The organism is Methanohalophilus levihalophilus (assembly GCF_017874375.1).
Lineage (GTDB): Archaea > Halobacteriota > Methanosarcinia > Methanosarcinales > Methanosarcinaceae > Methanohalophilus > Methanohalophilus levihalophilus.
The window spans coordinates 513,532-534,650 of the sequence record NZ_JAGGLK010000001.1 but is presented as its reverse complement, the minus strand read 5'-3'; the positions used below and the strand labels follow the sequence as shown (position 1 = coordinate 534,650).

Here is a 21,119-nt window from a genome sequence, read left to right as displayed (position 1 = left end):
CATTACAGTTACTCAAATGTAGTTAGTGTATTCCAGTGCCGCTCAAGTATATATCGTTAGCAGTAAATCTTGTATCGTGGTTTAATTCTCCGGGGAAATCAAAATCACAGATTGGAATCTAAGGAGATAAAAACATGAGTGTAAGAGATGAAATCCATTCCCAGATTGTCGGTGGGCTTGCAAACGCAACTTTCCCGATTGAAACTCCCGATGCCCTTCTTGCAGCATTTCCTGCAGGAGCAGATACTACATGCAAGGCAGGGGATGTTGAAGTAACCGCCGGAGAAGCAGGAAAACTTCTTACAGCCGAAGATTTTCCGTTTGAAAGTGCAAAACAGGTTGCAGACGTCATTGTTAAAAGAGCAGGGCTCTAATCCCTGATTTTTTAATTTTTGGTGGGGTCATATGAAAGTATTAGGAGTATCCGGTTCTCCAAGATCTGATAGCAATACTGACAGGGCACTAAAAGTTGCGTTGGATGCTACCGGTTTGGAAACTGAGTTTGTTAAGCTAAAAGACTACGACATTGAGCCATGTCGCGCCTGTTTGGGATGCGTTGAAACAAATACTTGTGTGGTTAATGACGGTGGCAATGTCCTGGCAGAGAAAGCTAAACAAGCTGATGCATTAATAGTTGCAGGCTTCACGCCCTACTCTTCCCTTGACGGGCGTACAAAGGCATTCATTGAACGTCTTTACCCGCTTCGTCATAATCATGGTTTCATGCGGGGAAAACCGGGTGGAATAATAATGACGTGCGCTGTCCCGGAAGGGATTGAGATGTTACCACCAGCTTGTGAAAACGGGATCAATGCAGTTGCATATTACATGATGGAAGAGGGTATGAATCTTATAGGTTCAGTTAATGTATTAGGCAACGTTCCATGCATCAGGTGTGGACACGGTGATGAATGTGATATGAGCGCCATAAAAATGCTTTATGGACCAGATGCCACGGTTGAGTCAGCAGGTGTTAACACGTTTGAAGATCAACCTGATGCTGTCCAAAGTGCAAAAGAAATGGGTGAGGCAATTGCAAAGGAACTTAAGAATAAGTGATTTTTAGAAAGCAGGTTGCTATCGATAGTAACCTGTATGTTTAAAGATCAGCTTTTGCTTCTTTTACAACCACATCTGCCAGAACCTGAAGAGGGTCTATCACCGGAACATCTATTTCATTTTGTACAGGCAACAGGGAAAGCTCAGTACATCCGAGGATGATTGCTTCTGCTTCATCTTCTTCGAGAAGCACATTGACCACCTCCATCACCTTATCATGAGGATTTCCTTTTGTGTATCCGGCTTTAATCCCTTTTTCCCCGTAAATTGCATTCATTACTTTTTCCTGCATTTCATCATCAGGTGTCAATACCTCTGTATCCTGGATTGCCTCATGATAGAGTTTGCTTTTCAGGGTTCCTGTGGTTGCCAGCAGCCCAACTTTCTCTATTTCTGGATAGATGTTGGAAATGTGGGAAGCCGTCTCCGAAACCATGTTTATTACTGGAGCAGATGTGACGCTTTGAAGTTCAGAATGGTAGTAGTGCATGGTATTGCAGGGAATAGCGATTATTTCCGCACCTGCTTCTTCCAGCATACGAATTGATTTTCTCCCTTCTTCAACAGGACTTTCTCCATTTCCGAGGATAGCCTGCGTCCTGTCAGGTACACTGGAATTATTGTCTATGATGATGTGGAGGTGATCCTGATCTTTTTTTACCGGCGTGCTCTTTATCAGCTTGAAGAAAAAGTGTGCTGTTGATTCCGAACCCATGCCGCCGAAAATACCAACTGTTTTGTCCCTCTCTGTTTTTTCCATGAAATGCCCCGGAAAGTTTTCCTTTCAGGTCTCCTGCAGTTCATCCCCATTTTAGGTATACGGTGTGAACTTTGTTAAGCTTATCCCGATTACTATCAGGAGAAAGAAATACGTTAAAGATTAACTATCTTTATAACGACAGGTCAGTAACAAGTTTTCTCAGAGTTTTAAGTGCTGCCTCACCTAATAATAAATTGTACATAATTAGTGGTACTAAATTAGTATGAGGAGTGATTATGGTGGGGTATAAAATCCTGTTAATCAGTTGCATAGCTTTGCTATTAGCTATGAGTGGTATGGCGGCTGCAGAAAGCTGGAATGAAAGTGATTTTTCTCAGCAGGAATTTGGCATCAATCTTACGCTGGACAGTGCTGGAGACAATATGACGTGGTATGTGAACCTTAGTGGGATTGACGGCCATTGGTCCACAGGCACCCAGCTTTTGATAAACAATAGTTCACAAACTTTCATGCTTGGCCGCTCTCCTGCGGAAGGTATTGTTTACAAGGAGTACAACGGCGGATGGTCATCTGCATCTCCATTGCCTGAAGGGATGGCTGTAATTGGGGCACCAAATTCGGAGCAATATATAATTGTGGTTTCACAATCCCTGTTGGGTAACGGGGGAGAGTATTTCTGCTGGGCCATCAATGTGGAAGCAACCTGGCCGGGTCATACAAGCAGTGTTCAGCAACAGTTCCCTGCTGACTGGGGCAGGTGGAGCAGTCCTGATGAAAATATGACGTGTACTATGATTCCAATCGATGCATCCCTTGATCTTGAGAAATCAACCAACGGAGACGATGCTGATGAAGCACCAGGGCCCACGATTCCACGTCTGGATGATGTAACATGGACTTACAATGTAACCAACACCGGTAATATCAATTTGACCAACGTTACAGTCACCGATGACATGATTGGACTTATTGGTGTGATTCCGTTACTCATGCCGGGTGAATCAATGGAGCTCACCGAAATTGGAATTGCCCAATTTGGGCAGTATGAGAACAATGCGACAGCAGTTGGTACTCCAGCTGTTAACCGCAATTTCGAGAATGGTAATCTTAATAACCACTACGTTATGGATTACGATCTGAGTCATTATTTCGGATACAGTACAAGCAGTGGCAGTTCTGATATTCCAACCGCTAATCCACTGTTGGTAATAGGTGGAATCGGGCTGGCAGTTGCTTTGTTTCTGAGACGGGAAATGTAATAAAAAAAGGCCGCTTTTGAAGTAGCGCTCAATAAGAGGGTTTAATTGTATTGCAATTAAAACCCTCTATAATTCATTTTTTTGGATATATCATTATGAGGTGTCGCAGATGTCAAAAAATATGTGTGTGTGGAAAAAAGAGGACATAATAAATGAAGGGGATGAGTTTAAAAAACGTGTCGTGGATGCAAAATACTATTGTAAGAATTGTGGACGGGTATCAAATGATATGAAGTATCTTTGCATGCCTGGATATTTATGAGGCAAGTTTTTCAGTAATATCTTTACACATGTATTACTTGCTTACTTTCTTTCTCTTTTCTACATATGTGAAATACTGCAATTAATCTTTATTTTGGTATACTGTATTTTGAAGCTATAAAGGAGACAGAGAGAAAAAATAATGTTTATCTCTTCAATATCTACTAAATACCATAGTAAAAAATAGCTTTTGAATTTTTTTTATTAATAAGTATATACTTATATATGGTTCTGATGTATGCTTAGTAGAACTATCATTTTGCTTAAAAACGTGTGTTGCAATTGTGCAATTCTAGAGGAGTGCATATGATAAATCTCAAAGAAAAAAAGGCTTTACTATTTGAGAGTCTTGCACTTTTCTTCATTTTTCTCATATTCTATGAGATAAGTTTGTACGATCTTCGTTTGTTTCATTCCCTGGCTGATCTTTTTGGAATTTTGATAATTCTTTGTCTTTTTACTATTGTATGGAATTCTCATGATCGAATCGAAAGGAGCTATTTGTTTTTTTTAGGAATCGCATATGTTTTTGTTGGTGTTTTTGATTTGTTGCATCTCATTTCCTATGAAGGAATGAATTTGCTTCCTGAAGCAAACACCAATCTTTTTCTACAGTTTTGGATAAACGCACGATACTTAGAGAGCTTTTCCTTGCTGACTGCCACTTTCTTTGTCAGTAAGTTCGTTCATGGAAAAAGAACAGTAATTGCATACTTATTGCTGACAATTTTCTTTGCATACTTGATTTTTTCTTCTAATTTTCCAATATGTTACGTTGAAGGAGCAGGGGTAACAGATTATAAAATTTACAGTGAACACATAATCTCCATTATTTTTCTTTTATCGATTTTCATGTTCTACAAAAAGCGTGAGCTGATTAACTCACGAATATTAAATTATCTGATTGTTTCAATCATCTTCTCTATTCTTGCGGAATTGTCCTTTACAATATATGCTGACCTATCTGGTTCTCAAATTTTTACTGGCCACGTTTTGAAAGTGGGAGCCTTTTACTTTATGTACAAGGCAATAGTCGTGTCCAGTATACAGATTCCTCAAGAAGCTCTATTTAATAATCTAAAACGATCAAAGGAGCAGGCTCAAAATTACCTGAACATTGCCGGTTCAATGTTTATTGCAATAGATGAAACTAGACGTATAACCCTGGCAAATAAAAAAGCAGAAGAGGTGCTTGGCTATTCTCAGGATGAACTAATCGGTTTGAATTGGTTTGATAATTTTATTCCTGAAAGAACTAAATCCGATATTTTGAGGATTTTCAATGAACTAATGGATGGCAACACTGAAACTAATAGAACCATAGAAACCAGTATTGTCACAAAAGAAGGTGAAGAGAGGACTATTAGATGGCAAAATTCGGTTTTAAAGGATCAAAATGGAAAAATCATAGGAACATTAAGTTCCGGTGAAGATGTTACAATTCAAAACAAAGCAAGAAATATGTTGATTGCTTCTAAATTGGAAGCGGAGGCTGCAAACAGGACAAAATCCGAATTCCTTGCCAATATGAGTCATGAGCTGCGGACACCACTTAACTCAATAATCGGATTTTCAGAAGTGCTTCTCATGAAGAAGACCGGTGAACTCAACGAGAAGCAGACGCACTATGCAAACAACGTTGTGAAAAGCGGAAAACATTTGCTGGAACTTATCAACGATGTGCTGGATCTGTCAAAAATTGAAGCTGGAAAAATGTCTTTTGAGCCGGAAAACATTTCCCTTCCGGAAGTGCTTGATGAAGTTCAGCTTTTAATGACTCCTCTTGCATATAAGAAGTCTATTCATCTCCGATTTAGTATTGAGTTTATTGATATCAGAATTTTTGCTGAAAAAATCAAGTTCAAGGGAATTCTTTACAATCTGTTAAGCAATGCAATTAAGTTCACACCTGAAAATGGAAGGGTGTGTGTTAATGCAAAAATAGCTGAGGATAAAGTCCAGATTTCCGTTTCAGACACTGGTATCGGTATTCCTGAAGAAAAATTAAGGTATATTTTTGAACCTTTCAGGCAGGTTGATTCTTCTACCAGTCGTCAATATGGTGGAACAGGACTGGGGTTAACATTGGTAAAGAAATACGTGGAAATGCATGGTGGGGATATCTGGGTCGAAAGCAAGTGTGGAGAGGGCAGTACTTTTTCATTTACTATTCCTTTAAATGAAAATCCCTGAGTAGAAATGCCCCTTATTCCTTTCAAAACCGGCTTTGCGGAAAAACAGTTATTGATATAAAAGAAATATCCTGTGCATGTTCCAATCGTCTGAACCAGGTTTCCAATCATCCAAAGTCACTGAGCGGATAAACGCAAAGGCATTTGAGTTGCTTGAGAGGCATCCGGAAGGTATGCACTGGTCGGATCTGCTTTCAGCGATTCAGGATTCAGATCCCGCTTTTCATCCGAAAACTGTCAACGGATGTATCTGGAAACTTGTTGAACACTTTCCCGACAGGATATATAAACCATCCAGAGGCCTTTTTCGCTTACTGAAATACAAATAAACTTTTACAGACCCCTATCCTGTGTTGGAAGTTTGCCCCGGATTAATTATAATACCCCGAAAACCCCTCTCTTTATTATGAAACATCGGTGCGAGTGGGCAGGCTGGAATGACCTTGAAAAAGAATATCACGACAAACATTGGGGTGTACCTGTGCATGATGACAGGATTCTTTTTGAATTCCTGCTACTGGAAGGTGCACAGGCAGGTTTGAGCTGGGATATCATCCTGAAAAGAAGGGAAAATTACAGGAACGCATTTGATGGTTTTGATTTTCATCGGGTGGCGGCCTATGATGATAAGAAAGTCGAGGAGTTGATGCAGGACAGTGGCATCATACGCAACAGACGGAAAATCCTGTCTGCAATAACTAATGCAAGGGCATTCATTGATATTGTGGATGAATTCAGGTCTTTTGACAGGTATATCTGGGGTTTTGTTGACTATCAACCCGTACAGAACTCTTTCAAGTCCATGAGTGAGATTCCCGCATCCACTGAGTTATCTGAGAAGATAACCAAAGATCTGAAGAAAAGAGGATTTTCTTTTGTCGGGCCTACTATAATCTATGCCTTCATGCAGGCTGTGGGGATGGTTAATGATCATGAAGTTGGCTGCTTCAGGCATGAGGAATGCAGGAAGCTGGCCGGGAAAAAATAAGATTTACCCCCATCTTCCTTCCTCTTTGTTCCTTATACACATGCTCTTTTTTAAAAATTATTTTGGAACTGGCTGATCAGGAGTGACGCCATAGTAGCTGGTTCGTGCTTTGCCCCATGGACAACCATTTGGGCCAGTAATCTTCAACTCGATGTTTTGGAGTGACTTGCAAATACTGTTTCCACTGCGTGCACCTTTACAGATAATGCAATATTTCTCACAGAAAACCGGAGCTTTTCGGTCTGCCATCTGATATATCTCCTTTTTGTAGTTGCCAAATCCAAAAAGTAAAAAAAGGACAGGGTTTAGGTCACTGGACCTTTGCCTGAATTTCCTTTGCAAATTCCTTTGCTTTTTGGAAACTGGTTTCATCAGGTTTGTTTGGTGCTGCTGCCGCCATTTTTGCAAATGCCTGCATCTCGGGGTCATCGGACTTTTCGAGCCTTTCTATGATTGGCTGTGCAACTTTACCCTGGCAGTCAAATGTACCAAGTAAGTTTCCAGAGGCTGCGATGTCCTTTGTTGATCCTGTCCATGACTTAATGGCTTCAAAGCCTTCAGGAACACCATGTGTCATGAAGAATGCAATATTCTTGCCAGCTACATTTTCAGAAACAAATTTTGAGACATTCTCTGGAATATTGAACTGCAGTACCGGAAAGCCTACAAATACAAGGTCATAGCCTTCAAAGCTGCTTATGTCGTTAATGTCCTTGATATCCTTTTCATCGGTAATTCCATCAAAAATTGCTTCTGCTATTTTCTGTGTGTTTCCTGTTTGTGTCATGTAGGTTACTAATGTCTTCATGAAATCCCACCCTATAACTGATAAAAATAATTGGTTTTACAGGTTTATAAACAAAGGGGTTAGTAAGTTGTATCACTTCCAAAATATGATACTAAATTCTATTTTGAAATAAACAATTAAATCAGCAGCAATAGACCTTATTTTATCGGGATGATAAGTTCAATTTAACCTGTAGTTTAAGACAAGAATATAAGCTTATAGTGCCTATTATTTCTTAGTAAACTATGATGAGGTGTGATGTATGACACAAGAAAACTCGAATAGTAAATTATTTTACGTTGTATTGGCCCTGTCCATAGCTCTTGTACTGATGGCTGCAGCTTTGTTTGCAGGTTCAGGTACTTCTGTGCAGGGAGTTTCAGAAAACACAATTGAGATGAGTGGAAGCTCCGAGATAAAGGTGGTTCCTGATACTGCATCAATTAACATCGGTGTAGTAATCGAAGCTGATACTTCCGCAGAAGCATCCGCTGAAAACGCAGCTATTATGACAGCCGTTCTGGAGGAGCTTGAGGCTCTTGGTCTGGAGGATAAGGATATCAGGACGTCCTATGTTTCTGTTTATCCAATCTACAACTACGATGGGGTACGCACAGTAGAGGGTTACTCCGCTTCCAACAGTGTAGAGGTTACAACCACTGATCTTGAACTCCTGAGCGATATCATCGACAGGTCTGCAGCAGCCGGAGCCAACCAGATAGGCGGTGTTTCCTTCTTAGTTTCCGATGAGATGCAGGAAGAGCTTCGTGAGGAGCTGATTGACGAAGCAGTAGCAGATGCATCCGCAAAAGCCGAGATGCTCGCCGACAGCCTGGGCGTCAGGATAGTTGGTGTGCAGTCCTCATCAATCAGTGATGGCTTCAGCCCAAGGATGTACTTCGACGTCGCAGAAGAAGCCGCATTTGACGAAGGCGTCGGCAGTTCTACCCCAATCATGCCCGGGGAGTCAACTGTTTCAATGTCCGTGTATGTGGTTTATTTAATTAGGTAATTTAATTTGGTCTCTTTAGGATAAATGGGAAGCTTGTGTGCTTCCTGTTTATTCTTTTTTTAGTAGACTGCTATTTTACATAAATTTATATTTAATTAAAGAAATCACAGTTAAAATGATTCTAGATCAAATATTATCTATTTATTCATATTTCTTTCAAATTTCACATGTCAAATCGCCGACATTACATCTCTTTTTAGTTGTACTGAAAATCTATTTGTTTTTGATGAGTTTATCTTTCTTATTTATTGCATATGGTCTAAATTTGTCCACAGATTCGATTTTTACTAGTATAGCTGTATTTTTTACTATCTTAATCTTGATGTTTCCATTTGCAGTAGACTTGTTTAAAAAAGTTAAAATAACTAAGAACAACAATTCATTCCTTCAAAAATGTCAAATTTATTTAGTTACAATTGTGGTTATTTCCACATTTTTTTTAATAATAGCAAGAAAATCCGATGAACTAACGAGTACAGATAGTGCACTGTACATGCTAAGTGCTTTAGTACAAAGTGAAGCAGCTATAATGGCAATAGTGGTTACTCTTAGTTTAGTAGCTATACAACATTTATCAACGACTTATTCAACTCGAGTCATCGAATTTTTTAAAGATTGGAAGACAAATCCTGATTTATATATATTATTATTTACATATATGCTATCAATAATATTTGGTTTATTTGTGATTAAGCAAATCGAAGCGTCAAGTCTATAGGATAGGGTTGTTGCTGAAAATATAGAAATCCAGATACAAATCACATATGCTCTCGGAATTTTTTGTCTCTTTTCGTTGTATATTTACATTAAACGAACACTTGATTTATTTAATCCCTATTTGACACTTGGACTACTTTCTGAAAAAATAGACCATCCTGACATAATTGAATCTGCATATGAGGATATCTTAAACAAAGCTGAAAATGAGCACACATTGTCGTCCTCAAAAAAACCAGTTCATGCTGTATTAGACATTTTAAAAAGTTCTGCTAGAAATTCTGATTTTGAAACTACTAAATATGGTTTGTATTTGCTTCAGAAAAAAACCGAGAGCATAATTGACAATAAACAACTGGATGACTTTAAAAAAAGAATTTATTTAAGCGATCTTTTTGAAGATATTGGATATATTGGTATAACAGCAGCAAAAGGGGGTTCAGAAGAAGTTACAAAGCTTATTTGCAATCTGCTTGGAGAAAACGGAGTATATAGCATTAATTCTCACACAAATATTCTAACACTATCGCTATTGGAAAAAATAGGAGTTCTGGCAGCAAAGAATAATCTAGAGGAAGCCGTAGAGACAGTTTTAGATTTCTTCAATTATTATGTGCAAATGTATGATGAATACGAATTGGAACCTAACAATGGAATACTTGATCTCGAAGCTTTATCTTTTTCTTATGTTCACATAGGAAATGAGTCTGCCGACCGACGTATGGAGGATGTTTGCCTAAAAATTTCATTTGCATTTTTAGATATTGAAAAATTGCTACTAAAAAAAGACAATGCAAAAGCTTCAACCCATCGGATTGATCCTTTCTACAGATATGGCGATTCACTAGTTAATAATAAGTTAGATTCTGCAGCTTCTGCATTTATAAAAAATTTAGGTTCAATCACAATAATTGCACTAATGGATGGAAATACAGATGTTGTTTCGGAAACAATTGGCACGATTAACGAGCTTGCAAGAAAATGTTCTGTTGACTCCAACATGTTTTATTCAACAATCAGCTCTTCCAAAGTTCTTGAAGAAATAGGAATATTGATGATTGATCACTATATAGAAGATTATTATTTCCTATTACCAACTATTATCAAATCAATACAAATATCTGAAATAAACATTAGAAATCAAGAACAAATGGATACATTACTCGATTCCAATTTCTCAATCAAGACACTTGAAAAAATTGGCAGTAAATCTATACTCAATGGTCTAAACAAAGAAGCTTTTTACTCGATTTCTGCTTTAAGTAACATAGGAATAAATATACTAGATTTTGATTTAACTTGGTTTGCTCGCTCTAAGATAAATCAAATATTGAATTCGATGTGCTCAATTTCTGAAATTTCAATAAACAATGAAAATTACAAAATTACAAGAGATATAGCTTTTAGAATATATGAAATTGGGGTAAAAGCAAGCACCAGCAGAAATTTTGGAGTTACACATGAAGCAGAGCGTTGCTTAGATGAAATTTATAGTTTTTTGGTGAATGCTTCAACTAAGTTCAACTCAGAAGATTATGGAGAGCTTGATTATAATAAAAATAAAAAGTTGAAACGTGAGATTTTAGAACAAATTGAAACTCTAAAAAAGAGTGTTGAACATTCCAAAACCTAAAATACATTCCAAGTCTTTTCTATTAGTATGAGTTCGATTATTGAAGAGCTTGTTAACTCGCTCGATTCCAAACAGGCAGCATACGTAAACCTTGATCTTCCCGAACCCACCAATGGGGAGTATCTTCTAGCGGTATTCCACATGATCCCGGGGGGGAAGTTGAATGTACTTCAGGCAGCAGCAGAGATTGCAGCCGAATCATCCACAGGTACTAACTTCAAGGTGAACACTGAAACTCCTTTTTCCAGGACCATGAATGCACTGGTCTACCAGCTCGATCTTGAGAGGGATCTGGTCTGGGTAGCTTATCCATGGAGGCTTTTCGACAGGGGAGGAAATGTCCAGAACATCCTCACATACATCGTCGGAAACATTCTCGGCATGAAAGAAGTAGCAGCACTCAAACTGCTGGATGTCTGGTTCCCGCCATCCATGCTTGAGCAGTATGACGGTCCCGGATTCACCGTGGACGACATGCGCAAATACCTTGACGTCTATGACAGGCCGATTCTCGGAACCATCGTCAAGCCAAAGATGGGACTTACATCCGCCGAGTACGCCGAAGTTTGCTATGATTTCTGGGTTGGCGGCGGGGATTTCGTCAAGAACGACGAACCTCAGGCAAACCAGGACTTCTGTCCGTATGAGAAAATGGTAGCCCACGTCAAGGAAGCCATGGACAAGGCAGTCAAGGAAACCGGAAAGAAGAAAGTCCACTCATTCAATGTATCAGCACCTGACTTCGACACAATGATCGAAAGGTGTGAAATGATAGTCAACGCTGGCTTTGAACCTGGAAGCTATGCTTTCCTCATTGACGGTATCACCGCCGGCTGGATGGCTGTACAGACCATCAGGCGCAGGTATCCAAATGTGTTCCTGCACTTCCACAGGGCAGGCCACGGAGCTTTCACAAGGCCTGAAAACCCACTGGGGTTCTCAGTACTCGTCCTGTCCAAATTCGCAAGGCTTGCAGGTGCTTCAGGTATCCACACCGGAACAGCCGGTGTCGGCAAAATGAAAGGCACACCCGAGGACGACGTTGTTGCAGCACACGGTATCCAGTATCTCAAATCCGACGGCCATTTCTTCAACCAGTCATGGGCCAAAATAATGGATTCCGACAAGGATGCAATCAGTCTTGTCCACGAAGACATGGCTCATCATGTAATCCTCGAGGAAGACAGCTGGAGAGCAATGAAAAAGTGCTGTCCAATCGTATCCGGTGGACTTAACCCTGTCAGGCTCAAACCCTTTATCGATGTAATGGGCAACGTGGATTTCATCACAACAATGGGTTCAGGTGTTCATGCACACCCCGGTGGAACTCAGGATGGAGCAAGGGCGCTTGTCCAGTCATGTGAAGCATATCTCAAGGGAATTGATATCCATGAGTATTCCAAAAACCACAAGGAACTTGCAGAAGCCATCGAGCATTTCCCTGAAGACTGATTAAAAAACAGGCCAGAATGAAGTTCTGGCACTTTTTCTCATTTTCTTCTTTTTCTAATCATTCTAAAAAGGGAATGCAGTGATGCTATGAGAAAATTATTCCCGATCCTGCTTATTGGAACCCTCTCAATGCTCTTTGCCGAAGTCTTCTCAGGAGCTTCCCAGATGTGGTTCATCAATGGATGGGGCATACTGGTAACCTTCCCACTTTATCTGGCTCACGTACTGTTCTTCCTCGGGATTGCCCTGAAAACCGGGAAAACTTCCCTGTCGCAATTATACCTTTTCGGCGTTATCTTCGCACTCTATGAGGCATGGATAACCAAAGTTCTCTGGGCTGGTTATATGGATTCAGAAGGCCCTAATGCAGGAACTTTTCTTGGAGTTGGCCTGACTGAATTCCCCGTTCTTACTTTTTTCTGGCATCCGATAATGTCCTTTATTGTTCCAATTCTGGTTTTTGAAATCCTGACAGGCAAAGTACTATCGGGACATGAGTGGATTCTGAAAAAAACCCGCAGGAAAACATCCCTAATAGTAATTTTCCTGATTCTGGTTGCTACATTCATAGCAAATGGAAATGGGTTCAATATCGTGTTTGCAAATGCTTCCTTCCTCGGAACAATTGCAATAGTAATTTTATTCCTGCACCTGTCAAAAGGCGCATCCATAACGGATCTGGAGTTTGGAAAGCGAGGTTTCGGATTGCTTAGCCTTTACCTGCTTCTACTTTACATTATTACATTCATTTACCTCTTGCCCGATAGGATACCAACCACAATAACTCCATATCTTACGATAGCTGTGTTCTATGCGATTCCAATTGCTTTGATCTACAAATCGGAATGGACAGGTGTTTATGTTGAAACTCCGGAGCCTTATTCCTATTCAAAAAAGGATCTTGCTACATTCCTCCCGATATCTGTTCTGGCGGTAAGCTTTGCCTGCTTAATGCCGGACATAAGCCCTGGAATACTGGCAGTCACCTATTTCCTGTTATTGCTGGTAGGAACACTGCTTTTTCTATGGATTGTTTACACCACTTCAAAGAAGATTATCAGTGTTCGATGAAAGGATGGGAAACCCTGATAATAATCACTGAAACAAGTCCCCAGGCAAACGGAAGCCAGAGGGGAATGTTCAGGAAAACAGGTTCTGCATAAGTCCAGACCCCAAGAAAGGTGCCGATAAATTCCGCAGCGCATCCAAGTGCTGTACCGGTTACGAAAACTACATTATCTCCTTTTATTGACCAGAAATATTGTCTTATTACGTAGATGGAGATAATCAGAAATGTCAGCAACAGGTTATTCTTCCAGAAAATAACGGCTACTGTAAGGGCAATTGCAAAAATCAGGACATCGCGAATAATTGCCTTTTTTACGGAATCTTCCATGATTTCATAGCAGGTTTCCTGATATAAGTAATGTTTGAATTTCTCAGGTAATCTCTTTTTGTGTTCTTAAAGTCCACCAAACCAGCAAACCTGAAAGCAAAATCAATACACTGCTAAGATGGAATGGGGTCTCAAAGCTGACATATCCTCCGAAAATTCCTCCCACAAGCGGGCCCATTGCCATCCCTGCTGCCTGCATGCCGGTGATGGTGCTTACCCTGCTGGTAACTTTCTCCTCTCCGGAAATTTCAACCGCCAGTGCCAATAACGGAGTTTCAACAGCTGCCATGGCGATTCCCTGCAGCACACGAAGGAAAATTAATGAATTAATATCTCCCACATGGCCCAATCCGTAGACTATTGCAGCGTTAAGGAAAATACCCGCAATAATCAGAAATTTCCGGCCAAACCTGTCTGAAATTATTCCCATTGGAACCTGGAAAACGATTCTTGTAATTACATAAGCCGAAAATGCGATTGAAAGGGCAAACTCAGTGGCAATAAGCCTGCTCTGGTAAGCCGGTAGCAGGGAAAGGATAAGCATTATTCCTACCATCATCATAAACATAGCCACCGCAAGAACATTGATGATGGATGATTTCTCATCGGCAGTATCCTGTATGGGTTTTGTCTGCGGAATGTGTGTTTCTTTTACAAAAAAAGATATGAGAACCAGACTCAACAGAACAAGTGCAGCACTGATGTAGAACCCGGAAACATAGCCGTAATAGGTTACGACTGCTCCCCCGAGGACAGATCCTATGCCAAATGCAAACCCTCGCAGGCTGGAGTAAATACCGATTGCTTGTCCCCTTACAGTGGATTCGGAAAGGTGAGTCACCATCGCAATAATGGCAGGAATTGTTGCACCGATTGCAATTCCCTGAATAATCCTTAAGAAAAGAATTGATTCCAAATATTCTGATCTTGCATACAATATACAAAGAATTGCAAAAATTGAATATCCAATTGTCAGGAAGAGTTTCCTGCGATCCAGCCTTTCACTCAATTTTCCCATAAAGGGCTGGGATATGGAATTTGCAAGCCCGAAAAGGGCGGCTGCAAGACCGGCTTTGAGCACTGCAGGTATGTCGTTTAGCAGTAGTGTATCCACATTTGCAACATAGAGAGGGATAATCAAAACCAGCATTCCGGTTGCTACATCCTTGAAGATCTTTGAAATTGACAGGATGTAGAGCTGCCGGTTAATCAGGACTTCCGTTTCAGTATTTTGCATCTGTTAGCATAATTTGTATGCAAGATATTAAAACAGCTTGCGTAAAGGATTTCGATTAAAGGAATTGTGCGGATGTCTGGAGTACATCAATACACAGATGTCCGGACTGTATGAGAAGTGCCCAAACGATGGGTTCTGCTGCCGCGTTAAAGTAATTGGTTTTTTCAGAGCGTCCAAGGTGTACATTTTTGATGTAGCTGTATGCATAGAAAAAGACAAACAGCATCATAATGGAAGTTGCAGGTACAATTCCCATGTAAATCCCATAAATGAGAACTCCGATTGTCATGATGTTCAGGAGATTGAGGATTATGCTATCGTTTTCCTTGAACAGGAGAGGAACTGTAAGAAGGCCGTTTTTCTTATCTCCTTCAACATCACGCATATCGAATACAATCTGGATAGTCAGCATCCTGAGAAACACGAATGCTGCAAGTACCAGTGCAGTGGGGGTAATCGGGTAGGAATAGTACATAAACAGGAAAATAGCGAGCAAAGACCAGACTGCTGAAACAAATATGTTTTTAAATGCCGGGATTACCTTTGTCAGGTGTTTGAAATATGGGTGATAAAGAACACCCAGCGTCAGGACAGAGAATCCTACGAGCATGTTTACAATGTCGCTTTTAACAACATAGATGGCTGCAACTGTCAATATGGAAGCATACAAAGTGAAAGCAATTTTTTTGCTGTTTTTTTCTTCCTGAAGGTATTCACTCCTATCTATATTATTGATCAGATCTTCCTCTGCTCCGCTTGAATAATCATACAGGTATATGCAATAGAAAATCAAATAGACAAGGGCCATGAAGTCCCATGTAATTGGTATTGAGGAAAGTACAGCGCACATGTATACTACACAGATTGCACCCAGTGCGAACAGGTGTCCTCCATACATGAATTCCTTTTGGAATTTCTGCTGGAAGATAAAGAGGTCAGGTAGACCTGTGTTGTTCCATGCAGTAAGATGTGTATCGCTTCCAGGGCCCATATTCCCTACTTTTTATGGACATGCATGTAAATGGTATGAGGTTAAAAAAAGATAATATGTACATAAAATGGCGATAACTGCCGAATTTATGTGTACATACCTTTTTTTGTTTACAGTGGGGTTGTTAAGGTAAAGAGTTATAACTATAAGGTCTATATCAAGAGCAAAAGGTGATTTTTTTATGAGTTACTGGCAGCCTGAATATGAAACAATGGATCGTGACAGTTTAAAGGAATTGCAATTAAAACGTCTCAAAAAAACGGCTGCCGCTGTCTATAATAATGTTGCTTTCTACCAGCAGAAATTTTCTGAAGCTGGAGTCAAACCAGATGATTTAAAGTCTCTGGAAGATGCTTCCAAACTACCTTTTACCCGAAAACCTGATCTTCGTGCAAATTATCCTTTCGGACTATTTGCTGTCCCAAATAAAGATGTAGTCAGGATTCACGCCTCATCCGGTACAAGTGGCAAACCTACAGTTGTAGGATACACAGCAAATGACATTGATATGTGGGCGGACATGATGGCCCGTGACCTTGCAATGGTTGGCGTGGGTTCCGAGGATGTGTTTCAGAATTCTCTTAATTACGGTTTATTCACAGGCGGAATGGGTTTCCACAATGGTATTGAAAGACTTGGCGCAATGGCTATTCCCGCGGCTACCGGAAACACAGCTCGTCAGCTTGAAATGATGCAGGATTTCGGCGTGACTGTGCTTAATTGTACTCCTTCCTATGCATTGTACCTGGCAGAAACTGCAGAAGAACTTGATGTCACAGATAAGCTTTCCCTTCGCATCGGTACATTTGGAGGAGAACCCTGGTCTTCCAGTACAAGGAAAGAGCTTGAGAACGCTTTAGGAATAAAAGCCTATGATTCCTATGGTCTTTCCGAATTGATTGGTCCGGGTGTTGCTTTCGAATGTGAGGAGCAGGACGGACTCCACATATGGGATGATCATTTCCTCATCGAAGTACTTGATCCGGAAGGGGAACCGGTTGCTGAAGGAGAAAAGGGTGAACTTGTCCTGACTTCCCTTACAAAGGAAGCATTCCCTGTAATCCGCTATCGTACAGGCGACATAACCCGTCTTCTTGAACCGGAATGTGGCTGTGGCAGGACTACTACCCGTATTTCACGTATTCTTGGAAGGGCAGATGACATGCTAATTGTCCGTGGAATCAATGTTTTCCCTTCGCAGATTGAAGACGTGCTTGTGGGAATTAACGGAATCACAGACCAGTTCCAGATTGTACTTGACCGCAACCAGCGCAGGATGGATGAAATTACCGTTCGTGTAGAGCTCGCAGACATTGCATTTACCGGTGAATTGAAGGATCTTGCTACAACCAAGAAGAAGGTTGAAAACGAGCTCAAGAGTGTTCTTAACATCCGTACCAATGTAGAGCTTGTGGAAAAAGGCACAATCCCGAGGACAACCGGAAAAGCCCAGAGAGTTATTGATCGTCGTGAAGCTATTTGAGGAGATTTTGGATGCCTCATATAATGGAAATGCTCGGGAAAACCCGTGTAGTTGTAAAAGACGGAAAAGTAATCGAAGTAGGGGAACCGCAGGTTAAGTGGTGTCCAATTTTTGCCAAAGTCCATGATATCCAGGAGATAACTCCCGAATCTGTCAAATGGAACATGGAATACCGTATCAGGAATTTCGGTCTTTTTACCCCTGAAAGACAGCTTGAAATGGATGTCTTTGTAGGTTTTGGTGTTTCTGAAGTCACAATGACCGCATTTAACCGGGGAATGCTGGATGCTACGGTAACCGTCTGTGACGGCGCCGGAACAGTCATTACTTCCAATCCTACCCTTGTTCAGGGAATGGGTGCAAGGATTTCAGGTCTTGTAGAAACCGAGCCGATTCCTGAGGTCATTAAGGGAATTACCGAGCGTGGTGGCGTTGTACTTGATCCGGAAAACGCAAAATTAGATATTATTGCCGGAGTGCTGAAGGCTAAGGAACTGGGTTTCAGGAGCATTTTAGCAACTACTATCGACCCTGTTGTTGCATCCAAATTACGTGAGATTGAAAAAGAACACAGTCTTGATCTCGTTGTTGTAGGTGCGCATGTCACCGGTCTTAGCAAAGAAGAAACACAGGAGTTACTAGGTTATCTGGATATCATTACCTGTTGTGGCTCAAAATGGGTCAGGGAGTTAGCACAACCCCTTGCACAGGTAGGGACAGCAGTTCCACTGTTTGCTTTAACTCAAAAAGGAAAAGAACTTCTGCTTGAGAGAGCCAAGGAAGTTACTTCTCCAATACTCATCAATACCATGCCTCTGCCTGCATTACCCGAGCACAAGCAGCCAAAGGATCTGGTTTAATTTTGGGTGTTGGTATTTCATTGTTAGCTTCAAAGCTAATACAAAGAAAACAAATAGATTTGTTTTTATACAACAATATTTGTTTTGAATTGGGGAGTGTTTTACTGGTAAGCCCTGCAATCTCCTTTCGTTCTCATTTAACAGCTAATTCCGGGGCTTACCATCATTCCATTTGTTTCCATTTTTTTTATCTGGTTGAAATTATCTGTTTGATTTTTTTTTCATTTTGTCGTATTACCCAAATAACTAACATATATTAGTCTCAGGTTTTAGGGTTGATTTATTGCTTTTGAGAGTCTAAATTATAAATGGTGAGTGAAATGTGGATTTTCTCAAAATTAAGCACAGATAATGTCAAAGCTGTAACTGATCTGGAAAAGAAACTGGGTATTGCTTTAGTTGCATTCTCCAACGATGACACAACTTTTGCAGATCTTGATGATGCCGCTATGAAAGAAGTGAAAGCTCTTGAAGATGAACTCGGCGTTTCACTGATTGCCCTTAAGATGTAAACGAAACATGAGCTGTAAAATTATGCAGCTCCATGCCTTTCTTTTTTTCACAATTCATTTCTAAAAATCAGTTTGATTTCATCACTTAGCAGCAGGAATCACTGTCACATCCTCATCTTCAGTTGAAGAAGCAGTCACCTTTATTTTTTTGAAGTCAGGAACACCTGTACCGTTTGTTTCGGGTGAGACAAGCATATTGGACCACGGGCTGTTGACCATATAGCCAACTCCATTGTGTTCTTTCTCTTCTTCGGACTGTCTGGCTCTGACAACAACTTTACCCCATTTATTTTGCAGGAGTACAGAGCCATTGTTCTCAACCTGCAATTTTTTCATATCAGAAGCCGTTAGCATAATTACTGCTGATTGTTCTGCATATTCCACGGAAAATCTTGAGGATTCAAGAGCCGAATTCTGGAATATATTCCTGTGGGTAACAATCAGGATATCAACTTCCGGTTTTGAAATAAACTGTCCAAATCCCATTATAAAGCCTCCAGAATACGCGTAAGGATTTCCTCATCTGACAGGTATTCGGAATCAAAGAAAGGTGTTAGTTCAATTCTTTCCCCATCCATTCGGATAGCTGTTCCACCTGTTTCCGTTCCACTGTAGGCTGAAGGAATGGTCACATCTGCAACTGTTGAAGTAAAGTTTCTGGCAGGATCAATCAATATTGTCGGGATAGTCTCCAGTTTTTCAGCGATGCTTTTCGGGAAAGATCCCAATGGGTCTGATCCAATTACTAAGGCTGCATCTGCTTTATCGGAATTCAGGACTTCCATGACAGAGCAATGTGGTCCATGATCAACTTTTTCCCCGTCAAACTTCACACGGTTTATGTAACCTGTTTTCTCAAAAAGCAGGTGGTCAAAGCCTCTCATGTTATATTGCCCGACCATTGGGATAAGATGGAAATTTGATGATTTGTTTAGTGCTTCAATGAGCTTGAGAATTGGTTCAATTTGTGGTAATGAATACACCAATCCGAGTCCAACAAAAATAGCTCCGAATTCCGCCTTTTTCAGGAGATTGGCAAGTTCAAGGATTTCCTTTGAACTCATATTGAAGGACACTTTCGGGATTTTTCCTGTAAGGGCGGAGGTAAGTGCCTCAACCAGTTCCCCATCACTTCCAGGCGGTATACTATAGAAGTGCTTGTTGCAGATTTCAGCGGTATCTGATTTTCTTACGTCAATGACTATAGCCGTCCTGTCGTCTTCCCACCCACGCTGCCTTTTTTCACCACGTGGGAAATAGGAAAACCTTGACAGGTGTCTTGGATGGGAGTTTGCAGGATCACAACCCCAGAAAAGGGATACATCGGCCTGATGGCGGACATCGTCGAGTGTACATGTCGGAACTTTGCCTTCAAGGATTGCTTCAACTACCGGTCCTTGGCAGAAAGAGGAGGTATCATCTAGATAGGCATTGAGACTAGCTGCCAGCTCAATGGCTTTTTCCTGTGTTTCAAGGGTGGAGTTCCCAAAACCGTATATTAATGGCTTCTTTGCCCCTGATAAAATGGCAGCTGCTTCACCAATTGCATTATAAATAGTTTCTTCTTTGCCTTTTATAGTACATTTGAGCCTTTCTTTATCGCCCCTTATTCTTGCGGCACCCTTGCGACAGGTATTATATGTCTCTTCAATTGTATTCCCATTGGTTTTTACGCCAATATCATCACATAAAAGTGCACATCCGGTGCACACAAAATCCTTGATTTCCACGCCATGCCTCCTTCAAGCATCATCCTGTGGGTCACACAAATTCAATAGCTTTCGTCGGACAGGTTGCAATACATCCTGTGCAGGGGCGGCCCTTGGGACCAAAACGTCTGCAAGACTCCACGTTTGAAAGCTTTACAACTCCGTCTTCAACCTTAAGTATGATTTTGTCACTGGTAGGTGCTTTTCCTGAGCCTGCACCATGGGGATCTTCTGCGACATTTACAGGACATGCTACCACGCAATTGCCACAACCGGTACATAGTTCAGTATGCACTATCATTCCGGTTTCAGAAGCAGATTCCGTAGGTGGCAGCAGTTCAATTAGCTTTTCATAGTTTGCTTTATGCTTCTCTTCCTTCAAAGGGGGACAATCGTCCACAGTTACTTCCCTTGCAAGCAAAGCTGCAGCAAATGCCATACAGCTTGATTTTCCACATTCCTTGCAATTGGTGCGTGGAAGAAACTGATAGATTTCCATTGCACTGGGCATTAATCCTCCAAAAACCCATTTCCGGGTGTTCTTATTAATTATTTAAAGAAAAGTTCACAATGGCAGCTACCATCATTTTCAATTTCGTCAAGATGGTATACACAGGGGCAAATTATTTTCCTGTCTTCATCCTCGTCACCACTTAAGATTCGGCAGGGACAGTAATTCTTTCCGTGTTTCATCTTGTTGTTGGTGAGTCCTTCTATCACAAGATCCAGCATTTCAGCATCAGGATTTACCCGTAGTCCTTTTTTTTCTGCGTATTTTGCAGTCCATTCATACATCTGTTTTTTAATCTCATCCTTTTCTGTCATGGTAAATCGCCTGATTGTAAATGTT

At 40.8% G+C, this 21,119-nt stretch carries 24 protein-coding genes; 14 read left to right on the top strand and 10 right to left on the bottom strand.

The features are described 5' to 3' along the window. The first annotated feature begins 134 nt into the window (after nt 1–134). Together J2755_RS02785 and J2755_RS02780 are read left to right on the top strand one after the other, a co-directional pair. The gene (locus J2755_RS02785) at nt 135–374 is read left to right on the top strand and encodes an MTH865 family protein (RefSeq protein WP_209679355.1); all 240 of its coding nucleotides are present in this window, start codon (nt 135–137) and stop codon (nt 372–374) included. 31 nt (nt 375–405) lie between these two features. Beyond that, a complete protein-coding gene (locus J2755_RS02780; protein ID WP_209679352.1) occupies nt 406–1,059 on the top strand; it encodes a flavodoxin family protein in 654 nt (217 codons plus the stop codon). Between the two features lie 40 nt (nt 1,060–1,099). Here the strand turns inward: J2755_RS02780 and J2755_RS02775 are convergent, their stop codons facing one another. Next, nucleotides 1,100–1,819, bottom strand: coding sequence for an aspartate/glutamate racemase family protein (locus J2755_RS02775; RefSeq protein ID WP_209679349.1), 720 nt, complete (start codon nt 1,817–1,819; stop codon nt 1,100–1,102). 236 nt (nt 1,820–2,055) lie between these two features. On the opposite strand from J2755_RS02775, the gene J2755_RS02770 reads away from it, so the two are divergent. From J2755_RS02770 to J2755_RS02750, 5 genes are all read left to right on the top strand, one after another. Then, nucleotides 2,056–3,039 carry a DUF7507 domain-containing protein gene (locus J2755_RS02770; RefSeq protein WP_209679346.1) on the top strand — a complete coding sequence of 328 codons (984 nt, stop codon included), beginning with the start codon at nt 2,056–2,058 and terminating at the stop codon, nt 3,037–3,039. Between the two features lie 109 nt (nt 3,040–3,148). Continuing rightward, the gene (locus J2755_RS02765) at nt 3,149–3,301 is read left to right on the top strand and encodes a hypothetical protein (RefSeq protein ID WP_209679343.1); all 153 of its coding nucleotides are present in this window, start codon (nt 3,149–3,151) and stop codon (nt 3,299–3,301) included. Nucleotides 3,302–3,606: 305 nt separating this feature from the next. Next, entirely contained in the window at nt 3,607–5,493 is a 1,887-nt protein-coding gene (locus J2755_RS11415; protein WP_209679340.1) for an MASE3 domain-containing protein, read from the top strand. A gap of 76 nt (nt 5,494–5,569) precedes the next feature. Then, nucleotides 5,570–5,821 carry a hypothetical protein gene (locus J2755_RS02755; RefSeq protein ID WP_209679337.1) on the top strand — a complete coding sequence of 84 codons (252 nt, stop codon included), beginning with the start codon at nt 5,570–5,572 and terminating at the stop codon, nt 5,819–5,821. Nucleotides 5,822–5,898: 77 nt separating this feature from the next. Further along, on the top strand, nt 5,899–6,480 hold the full coding sequence (locus J2755_RS02750; protein ID WP_209679334.1) for a DNA-3-methyladenine glycosylase I: 582 nt from the start codon (nt 5,899–5,901) through the stop codon (nt 6,478–6,480). 57 nt (nt 6,481–6,537) lie between these two features. Here the strand turns inward: J2755_RS02750 and J2755_RS02745 are convergent, their stop codons facing one another. Together J2755_RS02745 and J2755_RS02740 are read right to left on the bottom strand one after the other, a co-directional pair. Beyond that, nucleotides 6,538–6,729, bottom strand: coding sequence for a hypothetical protein (locus J2755_RS02745; RefSeq protein WP_209679331.1), 192 nt, complete (start codon nt 6,727–6,729; stop codon nt 6,538–6,540). A 61-nt stretch (nt 6,730–6,790) separates the two neighbouring features. Continuing rightward, on the bottom strand, nt 6,791–7,288 hold the full coding sequence (locus J2755_RS02740) for a flavodoxin family protein (protein WP_209679328.1): 498 nt from the start codon (nt 7,286–7,288) through the stop codon (nt 6,791–6,793). A 241-nt stretch (nt 7,289–7,529) separates the two neighbouring features. Here J2755_RS02740 and J2755_RS02735 point away from each other — a divergent pair, with 241 nt between their 5' ends. From J2755_RS02735 to J2755_RS02720, 4 genes are all read left to right on the top strand, one after another. Further along, nucleotides 7,530–8,279, top strand: a complete 750-nt coding sequence (locus J2755_RS02735) for an SIMPL domain-containing protein (protein WP_209679325.1) — start codon at nt 7,530–7,532, stop codon at nt 8,277–8,279. Between the two features lie 838 nt (nt 8,280–9,117). Beyond that, a complete protein-coding gene (locus J2755_RS02730) occupies nt 9,118–10,629 on the top strand; it encodes a hypothetical protein (protein WP_209679322.1) in 1,512 nt (503 codons plus the stop codon). A 27-nt stretch (nt 10,630–10,656) separates the two neighbouring features. Beyond that, nucleotides 10,657–12,081 carry a ribulose-bisphosphate carboxylase gene (locus tag J2755_RS02725; protein WP_209679319.1) on the top strand — a complete coding sequence of 475 codons (1,425 nt, stop codon included), beginning with the start codon at nt 10,657–10,659 and terminating at the stop codon, nt 12,079–12,081. 87 nt (nt 12,082–12,168) lie between these two features. After that, entirely contained in the window at nt 12,169–13,152 is a 984-nt protein-coding gene (locus tag J2755_RS02720; RefSeq protein ID WP_209679316.1) for a hypothetical protein, read from the top strand. On the opposite strand, the gene J2755_RS02715 is transcribed toward J2755_RS02720, so the two are convergent. Genes J2755_RS02715 through J2755_RS02705 form a run of 3 tightly spaced genes read right to left on the bottom strand, consistent with a single transcriptional unit; the run spans nt 13,139 to nt 15,705 of the window. Then, the gene (locus J2755_RS02715; RefSeq protein WP_209679313.1) at nt 13,139–13,477 is read right to left on the bottom strand and encodes a hypothetical protein; all 339 of its coding nucleotides are present in this window, start codon (nt 13,475–13,477) and stop codon (nt 13,139–13,141) included. The genes J2755_RS02720 and J2755_RS02715 overlap by 14 nt on opposite strands. Nucleotides 13,478–13,520: 43 nt before the next feature. Then, the gene (locus J2755_RS02710; RefSeq protein ID WP_209679310.1) at nt 13,521–14,714 is read right to left on the bottom strand and encodes an MFS transporter; all 1,194 of its coding nucleotides are present in this window, start codon (nt 14,712–14,714) and stop codon (nt 13,521–13,523) included. A gap of 55 nt (nt 14,715–14,769) precedes the next feature. After that, nucleotides 14,770–15,705, bottom strand: a complete 936-nt coding sequence (locus J2755_RS02705) for a UbiA family prenyltransferase (protein WP_209679307.1) — start codon at nt 15,703–15,705, stop codon at nt 14,770–14,772. A gap of 181 nt (nt 15,706–15,886) precedes the next feature. On the opposite strand from J2755_RS02705, the gene J2755_RS02700 reads away from it, so the two are divergent. From J2755_RS02700 to J2755_RS02690, 3 genes are all read left to right on the top strand, one after another. Beyond that, nucleotides 15,887–17,188, top strand: a complete 1,302-nt coding sequence (locus J2755_RS02700) for a phenylacetate--CoA ligase family protein (RefSeq protein WP_209679305.1) — start codon at nt 15,887–15,889, stop codon at nt 17,186–17,188. 11 nt (nt 17,189–17,199) lie between these two features. Next, the gene (locus J2755_RS02695) at nt 17,200–18,048 is read left to right on the top strand and encodes a methanogenesis marker 8 protein (RefSeq protein ID WP_209679302.1); all 849 of its coding nucleotides are present in this window, start codon (nt 17,200–17,202) and stop codon (nt 18,046–18,048) included. 308 nt (nt 18,049–18,356) lie between these two features. Further along, the gene (locus tag J2755_RS02690; RefSeq protein ID WP_245312619.1) at nt 18,357–18,560 is read left to right on the top strand and encodes a hypothetical protein; all 204 of its coding nucleotides are present in this window, start codon (nt 18,357–18,359) and stop codon (nt 18,558–18,560) included. Between the two features lie 81 nt (nt 18,561–18,641). Here the strand turns inward: J2755_RS02690 and J2755_RS02685 are convergent, their stop codons facing one another. From J2755_RS02685 to J2755_RS02670, 4 genes are read right to left on the bottom strand one after another with little or no spacing between them, the layout of a single operon-like run. Next, nucleotides 18,642–19,046: a molybdopterin dinucleotide binding domain-containing protein gene (locus J2755_RS02685; protein WP_209679299.1), complete on the bottom strand. Its 405-nt coding sequence runs from the start codon at nt 19,044–19,046 to the stop codon at nt 18,642–18,644. Next, entirely contained in the window at nt 19,046–20,290 is a 1,245-nt protein-coding gene (locus J2755_RS02680) for a formylmethanofuran dehydrogenase subunit B (protein ID WP_209679297.1), read from the bottom strand. The genes J2755_RS02685 and J2755_RS02680 overlap by 1 nt, the downstream gene beginning before the upstream one ends. Before the next feature lie 31 nt (nt 20,291–20,321). Further along, the gene (locus J2755_RS02675; RefSeq protein WP_209679295.1) at nt 20,322–20,780 is read right to left on the bottom strand and encodes a (Fe-S)-binding protein; all 459 of its coding nucleotides are present in this window, start codon (nt 20,778–20,780) and stop codon (nt 20,322–20,324) included. Nucleotides 20,781–20,818: 38 nt separating this feature from the next. Beyond that, nucleotides 20,819–21,094, bottom strand: a complete 276-nt coding sequence (locus tag J2755_RS02670) for a ferredoxin-thioredoxin reductase catalytic domain-containing protein (RefSeq protein WP_209679293.1) — start codon at nt 21,092–21,094, stop codon at nt 20,819–20,821. Nucleotides 21,095–21,119: the final 25 nt, after the last annotated feature.

What these genes read in the sequence shown, in the direction of transcription:
- J2755_RS02785 (WP_209679355.1), top strand. Translation starts at nt 135, where the DNA reads ATGAGTGTAAGAGATGAAATCCATTCCCAGATTGTCGGTGGGCTTGCA.
- J2755_RS02780 (WP_209679352.1), top strand. Translation starts at nt 406, where the DNA reads ATGAAAGTATTAGGAGTATCCGGTTCTCCAAGATCTGATAGCAATACT.
- J2755_RS02775 (WP_209679349.1), bottom strand. Translation starts at nt 1,819, where the DNA reads ATGGAAAAAACAGAGAGGGACAAAACAGTTGGTATTTTCGGCGGCATG.
- J2755_RS02770 (WP_209679346.1), top strand. Translation starts at nt 2,056, where the DNA reads ATGGTGGGGTATAAAATCCTGTTAATCAGTTGCATAGCTTTGCTATTA.
- J2755_RS02765 (WP_209679343.1), top strand. Translation starts at nt 3,149, where the DNA reads ATGTCAAAAAATATGTGTGTGTGGAAAAAAGAGGACATAATAAATGAA.
- J2755_RS11415 (WP_209679340.1), top strand. Translation starts at nt 3,607, where the DNA reads ATGATAAATCTCAAAGAAAAAAAGGCTTTACTATTTGAGAGTCTTGCA.
- J2755_RS02755 (WP_209679337.1), top strand. Translation starts at nt 5,570, where the DNA reads ATGTTCCAATCGTCTGAACCAGGTTTCCAATCATCCAAAGTCACTGAG.
- J2755_RS02750 (WP_209679334.1), top strand. Translation starts at nt 5,899, where the DNA reads ATGAAACATCGGTGCGAGTGGGCAGGCTGGAATGACCTTGAAAAAGAA.
- J2755_RS02745 (WP_209679331.1), bottom strand. Translation starts at nt 6,729, where the DNA reads ATGGCAGACCGAAAAGCTCCGGTTTTCTGTGAGAAATATTGCATTATC.
- J2755_RS02740 (WP_209679328.1), bottom strand. Translation starts at nt 7,288, where the DNA reads ATGAAGACATTAGTAACCTACATGACACAAACAGGAAACACACAGAAA.
- J2755_RS02735 (WP_209679325.1), top strand. Translation starts at nt 7,530, where the DNA reads ATGACACAAGAAAACTCGAATAGTAAATTATTTTACGTTGTATTGGCC.
- J2755_RS02725 (WP_209679319.1), top strand. Translation starts at nt 10,657, where the DNA reads ATGAGTTCGATTATTGAAGAGCTTGTTAACTCGCTCGATTCCAAACAG.
- J2755_RS02720 (WP_209679316.1), top strand. Translation starts at nt 12,169, where the DNA reads ATGAGAAAATTATTCCCGATCCTGCTTATTGGAACCCTCTCAATGCTC.
- J2755_RS02715 (WP_209679313.1), bottom strand. Translation starts at nt 13,477, where the DNA reads ATGGAAGATTCCGTAAAAAAGGCAATTATTCGCGATGTCCTGATTTTT.
- J2755_RS02710 (WP_209679310.1), bottom strand. Translation starts at nt 14,714, where the DNA reads ATGCAAAATACTGAAACGGAAGTCCTGATTAACCGGCAGCTCTACATC.
- J2755_RS02705 (WP_209679307.1), bottom strand. Translation starts at nt 15,705, where the DNA reads ATGGGCCCTGGAAGCGATACACATCTTACTGCATGGAACAACACAGGT.
- J2755_RS02700 (WP_209679305.1), top strand. Translation starts at nt 15,887, where the DNA reads ATGAGTTACTGGCAGCCTGAATATGAAACAATGGATCGTGACAGTTTA.
- J2755_RS02695 (WP_209679302.1), top strand. Translation starts at nt 17,200, where the DNA reads ATGCCTCATATAATGGAAATGCTCGGGAAAACCCGTGTAGTTGTAAAA.
- J2755_RS02690 (WP_245312619.1), top strand. Translation starts at nt 18,357, where the DNA reads ATGGTGAGTGAAATGTGGATTTTCTCAAAATTAAGCACAGATAATGTC.
- J2755_RS02685 (WP_209679299.1), bottom strand. Translation starts at nt 19,046, where the DNA reads ATGGGATTTGGACAGTTTATTTCAAAACCGGAAGTTGATATCCTGATT.
- J2755_RS02675 (WP_209679295.1), bottom strand. Translation starts at nt 20,780, where the DNA reads ATGCCCAGTGCAATGGAAATCTATCAGTTTCTTCCACGCACCAATTGC.
- J2755_RS02670 (WP_209679293.1), bottom strand. Translation starts at nt 21,094, where the DNA reads ATGACAGAAAAGGATGAGATTAAAAAACAGATGTATGAATGGACTGCA.